We start from the raw sequence: 11366 nt of genomic DNA on the forward strand, positions 1-11366 counted from the left end.
GAGGAGCACCTTAAAAAGGCTACTCCTCAACTTCGATCAGTCCCTCCTCGGCTTTGACCCTGACCCTCTGTCCGCTCTTGAGCTTGGAGACGTCTATGCCATCAACCATAGGAATACCCGCTATTATAGCTCCTGTTGCCACTATTGTCTCGGCCTCACCGACGATTATTGCCTTTGGCGCCTTTCCGTTCTTTTTAAGGGCATAGATAACGTAAGAGCCAACGGTTGAGCCCTTACCACGTGGAAATGCCAGGATTTTTCCTGCTATGCTCTGGCCCCTTATATCGCTCTCGGCGTCGGTAACTATTCCTGTCTCGGGATCAACGCCGCCGAGGAAGGAAAGGGGCTTCTGAGAGACTATCAGTTCCCCCTTAGCCTCGCCACCGACTATCTTCCTGCCCTTGAGTTTCATTTTCTCACCTCAAGGTGCCTCATTTATGAGGTTCTCCTCATCGTCGAGCCTAACCTTGAAGCCGAAGGACCGGAAGTAGAAGGCTGATTTTCCGCTGTTGGTGGCCACTCCTTTGTACCAGCCCTTTATCGGTGAGACTACGAAGCATATGTCTGGAATAATCCTACCGTTGTAGCGCTCTATGATCTCAGTGTAGCCTAGAGAATCTGCCAATGCCTTGACCGCTCTGCTCGCCGTGATGAAGAGCGGTATCTTCAGCGGCCTCCCGCGCATGCTCAGTAGCTCGGCGATTTCCTTAACTTCCGCTAGGGAAGTATGGGGGCAGCCAATCAAAATCATGTCGATCTCGCTCCAGTCATCGGCGAACTGCTCCTTAACGGCTCTGATATCAGAATTTTCGATGGTTATCGTTTCGAGCTTCTCAGTTATAGCACCTCTATATTCAGGGGTCTCACCTTCCACATGATACAGAGCTATAGAGCCGCTCGCGGCTATAGCGGCACCCATCTCTTTGAGATACTCAGTCATCTCGGGCTTCAGGCCTTTGATGTATGGCACATCGTTGCCGAGGGTTTTTCCAAGGTGATAACCCAAGGCCGCGTAGTCCACGAAAGTCCTGACATTTGCCTCAACGCTGATTATGACGGTTGCTTTCCTGTTTTCGTCTAGATGCAGGCCGTAGTTAGGAGTTTTACCGACTATGGCAGCTGCCAGACTCGAAGGCCCTCCTTCGCGGTTTGTCCTCGCACCTAAAATCGAGTTGGCGAAGCTTACCGCTGAGCTTTCGCTCCAGGCCAAGTGATCGCCGAACTTTGGAAGATTTGCCCCGTAGTATGGGGTGCATGTGGAGGTGGCTTCTATACCCATCTTCCTGTAAAGCTCCAGAACTTTCATCTGCTTTTCCATGAACTCGTCGTCGCCTATTCCCGCTGGGTTAAGGGTTGTGTAGACGCTTACCTTTGCCCCAGCGTTGGCAAAATCTCTTAGAAACTCAATTCCAGCGTCACCGATGTTTTTGTATGAAACACCAGCAATCTGGGCACTTTTAATGGGGATGAGTCTGTCGGCGCCATAGATCTCACCGAGGGCAACGAGTATCTCCATGGCCTTCTGAAGGGCGTAGCCGTATTCGCCGGCCAGGATGAGCTCTTCCTCCTTCGTCAGGTACATTCTACCACCGGAGAAATTAGAGAGGGGAAGGTTATAAACCCTTCTCGGTTCGTCGATTATCAACACTTGATAACCGTAAGGATTTTATACTTTAAAATTATAGATTGTTGTGACAACTACTTGAGAGTATCTGTCTTGACATCCCTGGCAAGAAAAGTCGAGGTTGGTTCTCGACTAATTGCTTCGTGGCATTATGTAAATGTCGGTGATTGGTAAGGGGGAGAGTCATGAAAAAGTTGCTTTTGTTTGTTATTACGATATTCCTTGGAGGTATCATCGGAACGGCATATGCCCTTGTTGAGCCTCCCTCTAAGGATATTCTAGTCGCCTCTGCAAGAACTCTGACCACTTACAATTTCACCAGGGAGGTTGAGTTCAACCAGTATTATGTGCATGTTACTGAACAAAATAGGGCCAGAGAAGTCAGAAAAGATTTCGCTTATGTTGGTAAAGTCATTACAAGAGGTCACGTTGATATGGGGATAAGGATAGTGAAAGCAGTTGAGGAGTTTTACGTCAATAGAACTCTCTTGACACGTGCTTATGTGACAGTGGACTTAAACACAGGGGAAATTACAGGAAAGTAGCGTTAAACAATAGGAATGGATTTAACAGAATTCTGGAGAGAATATTATGGCATTGAAAAATATGAGGCTCTCACTATGTTCAAGAACAATCTTCCGATGTTAGCATTTAGGCTTCTTGTGCTTAACTCGACGGAGATTTCAAGTGTTCAGTTGCAACTCTCTACAACAGACAGGATTCTAATGGGCCTAGGGCTGAAAGAGAAACTCTTTGCCTACAGGTTTACATCTCGGTCAGGAAAAGAATTGATAGTGTTGGTAAATTCGAAAGGCATTCCTGTACAGTTTGAATCTCAAGATAAAGACTTGAAAGTGAGGGTTGCTATACAACCTTCTGGCTGACCTTGTTGTCTCACACTTTTCTTTTTGGTTACCTTGATACCGCTCCCGTAAAATTTATAAACCCTCCCTGGTTCAGTAACTACGAGGTTGAGCAGCGGGGTGGGGCAGCTAGGAGTGCCCGCCGGGCTCATAACCCGGAGGTCGGAGGTTCAAATCCTCCCCCCGCTACCACATTCTGGGCTGTGGTGGTATTTTTGAGTTGTATAATATGCTTGAAGAAGCGTTCAAGCTTTTCCTGTTCCCGCTTGATTGTGAATCCTATCTCCTTGGCAAACTTTGCAACACGGACTTACCGGTGGGAGATGTTGGAGGCAGGATACAGTTCTCGTGAGAACCGTTATAACAAAAGCAACCAATAGAGGAGACGGTTTCAATGGTATCCTTTTAAAGCAGGAATTTGAATCCGGCTTTGGACTGTTCCATAGTAGAGGTCTAGAGCCCAACATAGCCCCCCTATGAAGTGAGAAAACATCACCGCCTTGCTGTGGAGAGCATCATAGTTTGAAATAGATGCCGCTGAAACGATGATATCCTACTAAACTTTTATTTGCTTTCGTTAATAAGCAACGGGACGTCTGAAAAAGACGAAGACCTAAGCGGATGGAAGCTGGTAGATGAAAAAAGCACACATATTCTTTCCCAGACGGCTTCATCTTGAAGGCCGGAAAAACGGTGACTGTACATACTGGCTCGGGAACTGATACTGACACAGACTTATACTGGGGCAGAAAGTGGGCTGTCTGGAACAATGACGGCGATACTGCCTACCTCTACGACGCAAGTGGGAATCTCGTGGACAGTTGCAGCTGGACCGGAGAAGAATGGGGAGCCGTCAGCTGTCACTGACGGCAAACTTTTTAAACTCCTTCTTTTAGGCTGATGCGAAGGGGCGGCTGGCGTGAGCTGGTCGTCACCGGGAGGTGTATGATATGGCAAGGATACACGCGAGAAAGAGGGGTAAGTCTGGTTCTAAGAGGCCACCGAGGACCGCTCCGCCGACCTGGGTTGAGTACACGGCGGAGGAAGTCGAGGGGCTCGTTATCAAGCTCAGGAAGGAAGGCTACAGCGCTGCCATGATAGGAACCATCCTCAGGGACCAGTACGGCATTCCGAGCGTCAAGCTCATCACCGGTAAGAAGATAACCAAGATCCTCGAGGAGAACGGCCTCGCCCCTGAGATTCCAGAGGACCTCATGGCCCTCATCAGGAAGGCCGTCAAGCTCAGGAAGCACCTCGAGCAGCACCCCAAGGACAAGCACTCCAGGCGCGGTCTCCAGCTCACCGAGAGCAAGATAAGGAGGCTCGTCAAGTACTACCGCAGGACTGGCAAGCTGCCGGCCAAGTGGAGGTACGACCCAGAACAGGCCAAGCTCTTAGTCCGCTGATTTCCCTTTCCTTCTTATAAGGTGATATGATGGACAAGGGCGCTTTCTTGGAGAAGGCTCGCGAAGGGGCAGAGCTAATTAAGATGCACATCGAGCTAGGGCACACCATAAGGATAATCTCCCACCGCGATGCAGATGGCATAACTGCCGGTGCAATTCTCGCCAAGGCAATAGCAAGGGAAGGCGGAAGCTTCCAGCTCAGTATAGTCAAGCAGCTCAGTGGGGAATTGATTCAAGAGCTGGCCAAGGAGAAGCACCATATCTACGTCTTCAGCGACCTGGGAAGCGGTTCGATGGAGCTAATTGAAAGATATCTCACGAACGCGACGGTGGTGGTGTCTGACCACCACCCGTCCGAGAAGGACGAGTTCTCCACCGATTCCCACCTCCTGGTGAATCCCGTCTCCTTAGGTGCTAACAGCGTTAGAGACCTGAGTGGCTCTGGCGTTGCTTACTTCGTCGCTAGGGAGATGAACGATAAGAACAGAGACTTGAGCTATATCGCGCTCGTTGGGTCAGTTGGGGACATGCAGGAAATAGACGGAACCTTCCATGGGATGAACCTGGACATCATCGAGGACGGGAAAAAGCTCGGCATTCTCGAGATAAGGAAGGAGCTCCGTCTCTTCGGCAGAGAGAGCAGGACTCTCGCCCAGATGCTCACCTACGCGACCAACCCTGAGATTCCAGAAATAACTGGTGACGAAAGGAAGGCCATAGAGTGGCTTAGAGCTAAAGGCTTTGATCCAGACATGAAATACTGGCAGCTTCGCGAAGAGGAGAAGAGGAAGCTTCACGATGCTTTGATAATCCACATGATAAAGCACGATGTCCCCAAGGAAACCATAGACAGACTTATCGGTGACGTGGTCATAAGCCCGCTCTACCCTGAAGGCGATCCGCGGCACGAGGCGAGGGAATTCGCGACACTCTTAAACGCCACCGGCAGGCTCAACGCTGGAACTCTTGGTGCCGCGATATGCTTGGGAGACGAGGAAGCCTACAAAAGGGCAAGGAAAATGCTCGACGACTACAAAAGGGAGCAGATAGAGGCGAGGAAGTTTATAATCCAGAACTGGAACATGGCCGACGAGGGCGAGCATGCCTATGTCTTCTACGTGGGCAGAAACATCAGGGATACTCTGGTCGGCATAGCGGCCAACATAGCCATCAACGCCGGCTTGGTGGACCCAGAAAAGCCCGTCGTTGTACTCGCGGACAGCGATGAGGATCCAAACCTCGTGAAGGGCTCGGCAAGGACGACGGAGAAGGCCCTGGCGAAGGGCTACCACCTCGGCAAGGCCCTCAAGGAAGTTGCAGAGAAGCTTGGTGGAGAGGGTGGTGGGCACGCCATAGCCGCTGGAATACGCTTCCCAAAAAGCAGGATAGACGAGTTCATCAAGTACTTCAACGAGGCACTGGCAAAGCAGGTTACAGGAGGTAGCGGCAGTGGAGATTAAAGCAAAGGTCGAAATCGTCTGGCGCTACGAAAACGAAGAGAGGGCCAAAGCTATAGCCCAGGCGCTCGAGGTGGACAACACGGGCCTTCCGGCGAGCCTAAAGAAAAGTTTAAATGTGAAAACCCGATGGGATGATGGGAACGTCATAACAAAGGTTAAATACTCGGGTGAGATTGAAACACTCATCAAAGCGCTGGACGATTTGGTGTTTTCAATCAAAATCGCCGAAGATGTCACGTGAAAGGTTGGAGGTGTTAAGATGGCAAAGGCTAACCCAAGGAAGAGGGCTGCTGCAACCAAGGATAAGTGGAAGATGAAAGAGTGGTTCGTGGTTTACGCTCCAGACTTTTTCGGCAACAAGGAGATAGGCTTAACTCCAGCCGACGACCCCGAGAAGGTCATCGGAAGGGTCATCGAGACCACCCTCAAGGACCTCACCGGCGACTTCACCAAGGGCCAGGTCAAGCTCTACTTCCAGGTTTACGACGTCAAGGGCCAGAACGCCTACACTAAGTTCAAGGGCCACACCCTCGCGAGGAGCTACATCAGGAGCCTTGTTAGGAGGAGAACCACGAGAATTGACGGCATATTCAACATCACCACCAAGGACGGCTACAAGCTCCGCGTTATGGGTATGGTCATCGCCTACAGGCGCATACAGACCAGTCAGGAGAGGGCCATCAGGGAGATAATGAGGGACATAATCTACAAGAAGGCCGAGGAGCTCAACTACAAGGATTTTATCCTTGAGGCCGTCACTGGAAAGATGGCCACCGAGATAGCCAAGGAAGCCAGGAGGATCTACCCGATCAAGAGGGCCGAGATTAGGAAGATAAAGGTTCTCGCAGAGCCGGAGGCCTGAAGGCCTCTCAACCCTCTTCTCTATACCTTCCAGTTCTCTTCTCGGCAGGCTTTTAAACACCCAAGCGTTCTCCCTCTGGAGGTGGGAGGGTGAAGTTTCTAGTCAAGACTCAGCGCGGAATGGAGAGTGTTACCGCTAACTACATCAGAGAGGCTCTTCCAGATGCAGAGGTGTGGGCATCTCCGATGGGCTACTCTGGCCTCGTCATAGTGGAGACTGACGATAGAAGTGCCGAGGAAAAGATATTGGAGATACCTGAGGTCGAGAGGGCTATAAAGGTCCTCTTCGAGGTTCCCGCCGAGCTTGAGGCTATCCTGAGCGTGGCTGAGGATGTTGCAAAGCTTATTAGGGAAAACGAGACTTTTGCCGTTAAGACCAAGCGCCGCGGGAAGCACGACTTCTCGAGCCTCGACGTTAACGCCCAGCTCGGTGCGAAAATCAAGGAACTCACCAACGCCGATGTTAACCTAAGCTGGCCTGACAAGGTGGTTCAGGTCGAGATAATAGGCGATAAAGCTTATATCTCCCTCCTTCCTGGGGAGGAGTACAGGAAGTTTACCCCCGATAAAATCAACGCGAGGAAGCTCTTCCGCAAGGTTACGCTCGTCCAGATGCCCTACTGGGGCGACTACAAGGCCTGTAGGAGCTTTGGTGAGAAGATTGGAAGGGCTGCCCAGGCCTTTGAGGTGAGGGAGCTTATAATAGCCCCCAAGGAGAAGATGGATGCCTTCGAGCTAATGGAGTTTATTAAGGGGGTGAGGGTCGGCCAGGAAAGCAGATACCAGATACAGCGCGAGGCTTATCCCTGGAAAGTCGAGAAAGTTCCAGTCAGCGTATGGGATCTCTACCAGGTCGTTCGCGATAAGCGGAGGAACAAGAGGCTCCTTATAATCACTGATCCCAAGGGGCCATCACTGGCTGAGGTGAAGGATAAGCTCGCTAGGGATATGTACTACGCGAAGGAAGTCGTTATCTTCGTCGGCTCCCGTGAGGGCATACCACGCGGCCTCTTCCGCTTCGCCGACTATGTCGTGGATCTGGCTCCATACATGACCTTCGCAACTGAACACGGTATCCCTGCAGCCCTTGTGTCCATGTGGGAGATTTACGAAGAATACTCTAGAACGAGGGAAGGGGAAGAGTGAGCTTTTACTTTTTTTATCTAATTCCAGAATTCAATAATTATTGGCGAGTAAACGGCGTCAGACCCTAAGGTCTTCCTCACCGCTCAGGAATCCGCCGTAGTCATCATCCGCCAAATCGGGCTTTTTCGCAGTCTCTTTTAAACTTCACGCAAGGACGTAGAAAAGGAGCGCACCGGCGAAGCCGCCGAGAAGTGAAGCCAGGAAGTTGGTAGAGTTGTTGTTTGTTATTCCCTCGTTCTCAAGGGTTGCCCCGATGAGGCTGTCGAGGTTAACCCCTATGAACCCCCCGAGGGTAACCGCCAGAAGCATGAGGGCTTTTTGAGTCGTGAGCGGAAGGGCGAAGAGCGCTATGATAAACGAGCCGATAAGCGCAAAGAGCTCTCCAGGCAGTGAAACGGCCCCGTTGACGCCAGGTTTAGCTGGCTTGAGACTGGTTATAAGCCGGGGTCGTTTTCCGAAAACTTTTCCCAGCTCACTTGCGAGGGTGTCGCCATTAGCGGTCGCTATGGATGCAAAAGTGGCGGCCCAGAAAACGTCCATGTTGGAGAAGTATTCAAAGGCTAAGAAAATCACCGCTGCGAGTCCGTTGCCAAGAACATTGCCCCAGCTTCTTACCCCGTTCCTGCTCTGAGCGAGGCCTAGTTTTGCTTTCTCTCTGAACTTGTACTTTGTTGCCAGAACACCAAGGATTACAAAGGTTATCATAGCCAAAAGTGGATATGTTCCACCGAGCTCAACAACAGCCAGACCTATAGCCGCGGCTGCAAGAGCACCTTTGGTATCGAGCGCCTTTATCTTGTAGGAGCCTACGCTCAATCCTGCCATCACTGCAACGTCTACTGCTAGTCTTTCGAGCATCACTGTCACCTTGGAGAACTCGCTTATCGATGCTTTATTATTCTTTCTCTCGTTCATTGACGAAGGAAGTAAATGAAATCAAAGGACCTCGAACTTCACAATCTCCGTAACGAAAGTTATATCGAGCTTGTCGATGCCAGGTATTTTCCTGGAGACATTAGAAATTATCTTTTCCATTTCCTTCATGTCCTTAGGGCCAACAATGTGCACCACCAGATTGTGGGAGCCCAATGCCCTTTCGATTACTTTGACGTTCTCATCTTCTTTGAGAAGTTCAATAACTTTATCTATGTCAACAGATGGCCTGATGGTTATCCCCAGAATGACATGGATGTAACCGAGAGCATCGTAGTCCGGAATTATTGTGTACTTCTTGATTATGCCGTTCCTCTCGAGACGGTCCATTCTCCTGGAAATCCTCTGCCTGGTGGTTCCCAAAATCTCTGCAAGCTCTTTGTATGTCAAACGGGCGTTCTTGGCGAGAAGTTTTAGAATCTTCACATCAATTCCAGTTATTTTATCCGCCATTGCATTCACCCCACCTAACTATGGCAGAAATTGTGTAAACTCTTATAAAAATCTTTCGATAATTTGGAATGTTTCCAACCAGTAGGTTATCTTAAATGCTACTACTTTCTCAAAACAGGATTATATGATGGGACACTATGTTACATCCAAAAATTGATAAAAGAAAGTTCATTTTTAGGGGTTTTTCCAACGTTCCGCGTCGCGCTCTCCGTACTTCCGTATGCTCTCATCGAGTGCCTCCAGAAGGTCCACTTGATAGTAATTGGCAATACACGAGAGGGCAAACATCACATCCCCTAGCTCTTCTCTCAATTTCTTTTGGCTCCCTGCTCCCTTAACTCCCTCCAGTTTTAGGAGTTCATCGGAGAGCTCTCCAATCTCCTCCACTAAAGCTGCCAGCATCTCAAATGGCTTCCAGTAACCCCCGAATTCCCTGACGAGTTTATCAACTCTTTGTTGATATTCATTCATAGAGACACCTACACTAGTTCAGTTCTAACCTGTGATAAGTATCTCTCCAGGGTCTCCGTATTTGTTTTATAGAAGTGCATTTTGCCCTCCTTCCTCTCGAGTATTAGACCGAGGGCTCTTAGAGTACGAAGGTGGTGGCTGATTAGGGTCTGATCCTGCCCGAGTATTTTGGATATCAGGCACACACACAGCCAATTGTCTTTCAGAATTTTGAGTATCTGAAGCCTCAGTGGGTTTGATATTGCCTTAAGGAATTTTACAATGTCCTTATTCACAGAGGACTCAATGTCCTTTTCGAGATTTGGAATTCCGCAGGTTTCTGCACATTGAATGACAGTCTTCCGCTGCTTCTCGTCCAGTTCTCCTAGTACATCTTTAACCCTCATAGTGCAACACCAGTTAGTAAATTGGACAGTCCCCTTTTAAGAATTTTCACATGAAAATTAGTCAACAACCTCAAGTCTCAATCGGGTTCCATCGTTTTTGTAAGCCCTCACGCTCTCCTCTGTAAATGGGTAGGCGATTATTAGATGAATCCCTCCAAACTTGGAGAAAAATTCTAAATCTGCCTGGGAGGGCCACGGATTGGGGCTCGGATGGGAATGAACCGTCCCCTTTATGGTCTCGTCATATGGTAGCATCCAAGTGTTGAAAAACGCCGAATTGCGACCGAAGTGTCCTGCTGGGGCGATGAGAACCTCCTCAAAAATCCCCTCTCTCTCCCTCAAAAAGCCGGCGAATTCGTTGGGATAGAACTCCCTAGCCAATTCGAGGAGATATTCGAGTAGTTCTCTGCGGATTTTGACTGTTTCCATTATCAACCACCAAAAAATGAAAGTCAAAGGGCGACGATGGCATCAATCTCAACCTTGACTCCTTTTGGCAGGTTTGAAACCTCGACGACTGCCCTAGCCGGTTTGGACCCAGAGAAATACTTGGCATAGACCTCGTTGAACTTGGCATATTCCGCCATGTCTGTTATGTAGACGGTAACTTTGACGACGTTGTCAGCGCTTCCGCCGGTGGCCCTCACAACTGCTAAGAGGTTCTCAAGGGCTTGCTTTGCCTGCTCTTCGATTGGGCCATCTATCAGTTCCCCTGTCTCTGGATTTATCGGTATCTGGCCGGAAACGAAAAGCCACCTCTTGGCTTCCACAATTACCCCTTGGCTGTAGGGCCCGATTGGCTTTGGGGCATCTTCCGTGAAAACCACTTCCTTCTTCATTCTTTCACCTCCAAACAGGGAAGACATCAGCGAAGCGAAGATTCCTCATTGCTCCAGCTCGGGTGTCCTCGGCTTCATCATTTCTTCTCCAGGTACTTCTCTAGGTTCTTTGCCGGGACGTCGAGCGGGAGGCTTATCTTCTCCAGGGCCTTCCTAAGGGCATAAACCTCTGCGTGTTTCTCAAAGCCACTCGGTGCGTAATTCTCGGCCGGGAAGTGCTTGTACTTCTCAACTACAGCGGGAATCTCGGCCTTTTTAACTTTCTTGAATTCCCCGAACCAAGCATCTATACCATCCAGGTCTATCCCAGCGTAGATTGGAAGTTTGAGCGTTATCGTCTCGTTTATGCTCGCCAGGATTCTGGCGACATCCGCCATAGGAGTCTTATCGTCTATCATGAGCCTCTTCACGACTATCCACCTGCCGTGCTTGGCCGTGAAGTTGATGTGGTCTTCGTTGAAGGGGAGGACGATTTTGACTTCCTTCAGGGGCTCTTCGGGGTAGTCGATGGAAACCTTCTTGGCCAGAGCCGCTCTAACGAGAATTGCCTTGGCTACCTCAACTAGGTGCTTCTTCAGCTTCTTATCTTCCTCGAAGACAAGGGTGCCAAGCTTTCTTGCCGTTCCTGAGGACTTAAGGGCCATTATAGTATCATTCAGGTCCTTTTTGGCTATCTCCTCGGCGAGGCTCATTATTCCCGCGATGTTCATGACTTCCGTTAGATACTCGGCTATCTTGAAGTTCACGGTGTTGGCAATGCTCGCGAGAAAGTGGGCAATACTCTCGTTGTCCATATCGAGGAGTCGGTCTCCTACCTTCCAGCTTCCGTGACGAGCCGTAAAGATAATCTGATCCTCAACTTTCATTGCTCTCACCAATCTCTATGGGTGCCAAGGCCTATTTTAGCTTTTTCTTTACATCCTC

At 49.7% G+C, this 11366-nt stretch carries 16 protein-coding genes, 1 tRNA gene and 1 pseudogene; 9 read left to right on the top strand and 9 right to left on the bottom strand.

Going from position 1 to position 11366, the window contains the following annotated elements:
- Positions 1–19 precede the first annotated feature (19 nt).
- On the bottom strand, positions 20–412 hold the full coding sequence (locus A7C91_RS08615) for a DUF126 domain-containing protein (protein ID WP_068666669.1): 393 nt from the start codon (positions 410–412) through the stop codon (positions 20–22).
- A 9-nt stretch (positions 413–421) separates the two neighbouring features.
- A complete protein-coding gene (locus A7C91_RS08620; protein WP_068666671.1) occupies positions 422–1582 on the bottom strand; it encodes an aconitase X catalytic domain-containing protein in 1161 nt (386 codons plus the stop codon).
- 227 nt (positions 1583–1809) lie between these two features.
- Between A7C91_RS08620 and A7C91_RS08625 the strand changes: the two genes are divergently transcribed.
- From A7C91_RS08625 to A7C91_RS08660, 9 genes and pseudogenes are all read left to right on the top strand, one after another.
- Positions 1810–2169 carry a hypothetical protein gene (locus tag A7C91_RS08625; RefSeq protein ID WP_068666673.1) on the top strand — a complete coding sequence of 120 codons (360 nt, stop codon included), beginning with the start codon at positions 1810–1812 and terminating at the stop codon, positions 2167–2169.
- A 15-nt stretch (positions 2170–2184) separates the two neighbouring features.
- Positions 2185–2508, top strand: a complete 324-nt coding sequence (locus A7C91_RS08630; protein ID WP_068666675.1) for a hypothetical protein — start codon at positions 2185–2187, stop codon at positions 2506–2508.
- A gap of 93 nt (positions 2509–2601) precedes the next feature.
- Positions 2602–2679: transfer RNA gene (locus A7C91_RS08635), tRNA-Met, on the top strand.
- A gap of 462 nt (positions 2680–3141) precedes the next feature.
- A pseudogene (locus A7C91_RS11250) lies at positions 3142–3354 on the top strand (lamin tail domain-containing protein); the annotation flags it as partial.
- An 83-nt stretch (positions 3355–3437) separates the two neighbouring features.
- Positions 3438–3893 carry a 30S ribosomal protein S15 gene (locus tag A7C91_RS08640; RefSeq protein WP_068666677.1) on the top strand — a complete coding sequence of 152 codons (456 nt, stop codon included), beginning with the start codon at positions 3438–3440 and terminating at the stop codon, positions 3891–3893.
- 29 nt (positions 3894–3922) lie between these two features.
- Positions 3923–5353, top strand: a complete 1431-nt coding sequence (gene gan / locus A7C91_RS08645) for a GINS-associated RecJ family nuclease (protein WP_068666679.1) — start codon at positions 3923–3925, stop codon at positions 5351–5353.
- Positions 5343–5594: a KEOPS complex subunit Pcc1 gene (locus A7C91_RS08650; RefSeq protein WP_068666681.1), complete on the top strand. Its 252-nt coding sequence runs from the start codon at positions 5343–5345 to the stop codon at positions 5592–5594. Before gan ends, A7C91_RS08650 begins: the two co-directional genes overlap by 11 nt.
- A gap of 18 nt (positions 5595–5612) precedes the next feature.
- The gene (locus tag A7C91_RS08655) at positions 5613–6215 is read left to right on the top strand and encodes a 30S ribosomal protein S3ae (protein ID WP_068666683.1); all 603 of its coding nucleotides are present in this window, start codon (positions 5613–5615) and stop codon (positions 6213–6215) included.
- A gap of 89 nt (positions 6216–6304) precedes the next feature.
- A complete protein-coding gene (locus tag A7C91_RS08660) occupies positions 6305–7360 on the top strand; it encodes an SPOUT family RNA methylase (protein ID WP_068666685.1) in 1056 nt (351 codons plus the stop codon).
- Positions 7361–7504: 144 nt separating this feature from the next.
- Here A7C91_RS08660 and A7C91_RS08665 read toward each other — a convergent pair whose 3' ends face one another.
- From A7C91_RS08665 to A7C91_RS08695, 7 genes are all read right to left on the bottom strand, one after another.
- Positions 7505–8218 (bottom strand): DUF92 domain-containing protein, encoded by a 714-nt coding sequence (locus A7C91_RS08665; protein ID WP_068666687.1) that lies wholly within the window; start codon positions 8216–8218, stop codon positions 7505–7507.
- 78 nt (positions 8219–8296) lie between these two features.
- Positions 8297–8746, bottom strand: a complete 450-nt coding sequence (locus A7C91_RS08670; RefSeq protein WP_068666688.1) for an Lrp/AsnC family transcriptional regulator — start codon at positions 8744–8746, stop codon at positions 8297–8299.
- A gap of 174 nt (positions 8747–8920) precedes the next feature.
- Positions 8921–9217 carry a MazG nucleotide pyrophosphohydrolase domain-containing protein gene (locus A7C91_RS08675; RefSeq protein WP_068666690.1) on the bottom strand — a complete coding sequence of 99 codons (297 nt, stop codon included), beginning with the start codon at positions 9215–9217 and terminating at the stop codon, positions 8921–8923.
- A gap of 8 nt (positions 9218–9225) precedes the next feature.
- A complete protein-coding gene (locus A7C91_RS08680; protein WP_068666692.1) occupies positions 9226–9603 on the bottom strand; it encodes an ArsR/SmtB family transcription factor in 378 nt (125 codons plus the stop codon).
- A gap of 57 nt (positions 9604–9660) precedes the next feature.
- Complete coding sequence (locus tag A7C91_RS08685) at positions 9661–10032, bottom strand: Mov34/MPN/PAD-1 family protein (protein ID WP_068666694.1); 372 nt, start codon at positions 10030–10032, stop codon at positions 9661–9663.
- Positions 10033–10055: 23 nt separating this feature from the next.
- A complete protein-coding gene (locus A7C91_RS08690) occupies positions 10056–10442 on the bottom strand; it encodes a RidA family protein (RefSeq protein ID WP_068666696.1) in 387 nt (128 codons plus the stop codon).
- A 77-nt stretch (positions 10443–10519) separates the two neighbouring features.
- Positions 10520–11308, bottom strand: coding sequence for a DUF2666 family protein (locus tag A7C91_RS08695; RefSeq protein ID WP_068666698.1), 789 nt, complete (start codon positions 11306–11308; stop codon positions 10520–10522).
- Positions 11309–11366 lie beyond the last annotated feature (58 nt).

It is taken from the genome of Thermococcus piezophilus, from assembly GCF_001647085.1.
Taxonomy (GTDB): Archaea; Methanobacteriota_B; Thermococci; order Thermococcales; family Thermococcaceae; genus Thermococcus; species Thermococcus piezophilus.

What these genes read in the sequence shown, in the direction of transcription:
- A7C91_RS08615 (WP_068666669.1), bottom strand. Translation starts at nt 412, where the DNA reads ATGAAACTCAAGGGCAGGAAGATAGTCGGTGGCGAGGCTAAGGGGGAA.
- A7C91_RS08620 (WP_068666671.1), bottom strand. Translation starts at nt 1,582, where the DNA reads ATGTACCTGACGAAGGAGGAAGAGCTCATCCTGGCCGGCGAATACGGC.
- A7C91_RS08625 (WP_068666673.1), top strand. Translation starts at nt 1,810, where the DNA reads ATGAAAAAGTTGCTTTTGTTTGTTATTACGATATTCCTTGGAGGTATC.
- A7C91_RS08630 (WP_068666675.1), top strand. Translation starts at nt 2,185, where the DNA reads ATGGATTTAACAGAATTCTGGAGAGAATATTATGGCATTGAAAAATAT.
- A7C91_RS08640 (WP_068666677.1), top strand. Translation starts at nt 3,438, where the DNA reads ATGGCAAGGATACACGCGAGAAAGAGGGGTAAGTCTGGTTCTAAGAGG.
- gan (WP_068666679.1), top strand. Translation starts at nt 3,923, where the DNA reads ATGGACAAGGGCGCTTTCTTGGAGAAGGCTCGCGAAGGGGCAGAGCTA.
- A7C91_RS08655 (WP_068666683.1), top strand. Translation starts at nt 5,613, where the DNA reads ATGGCAAAGGCTAACCCAAGGAAGAGGGCTGCTGCAACCAAGGATAAG.
- A7C91_RS08665 (WP_068666687.1), bottom strand. Translation starts at nt 8,218, where the DNA reads ATGCTCGAAAGACTAGCAGTAGACGTTGCAGTGATGGCAGGATTGAGC.
- A7C91_RS08670 (WP_068666688.1), bottom strand. Translation starts at nt 8,746, where the DNA reads ATGGCGGATAAAATAACTGGAATTGATGTGAAGATTCTAAAACTTCTC.
- A7C91_RS08675 (WP_068666690.1), bottom strand. Translation starts at nt 9,217, where the DNA reads ATGAATGAATATCAACAAAGAGTTGATAAACTCGTCAGGGAATTCGGG.
- A7C91_RS08680 (WP_068666692.1), bottom strand. Translation starts at nt 9,603, where the DNA reads ATGAGGGTTAAAGATGTACTAGGAGAACTGGACGAGAAGCAGCGGAAG.
- A7C91_RS08685 (WP_068666694.1), bottom strand. Translation starts at nt 10,032, where the DNA reads ATGGAAACAGTCAAAATCCGCAGAGAACTACTCGAATATCTCCTCGAA.
- A7C91_RS08690 (WP_068666696.1), bottom strand. Translation starts at nt 10,442, where the DNA reads ATGAAGAAGGAAGTGGTTTTCACGGAAGATGCCCCAAAGCCAATCGGG.
- A7C91_RS08695 (WP_068666698.1), bottom strand. Translation starts at nt 11,308, where the DNA reads ATGAAAGTTGAGGATCAGATTATCTTTACGGCTCGTCACGGAAGCTGG.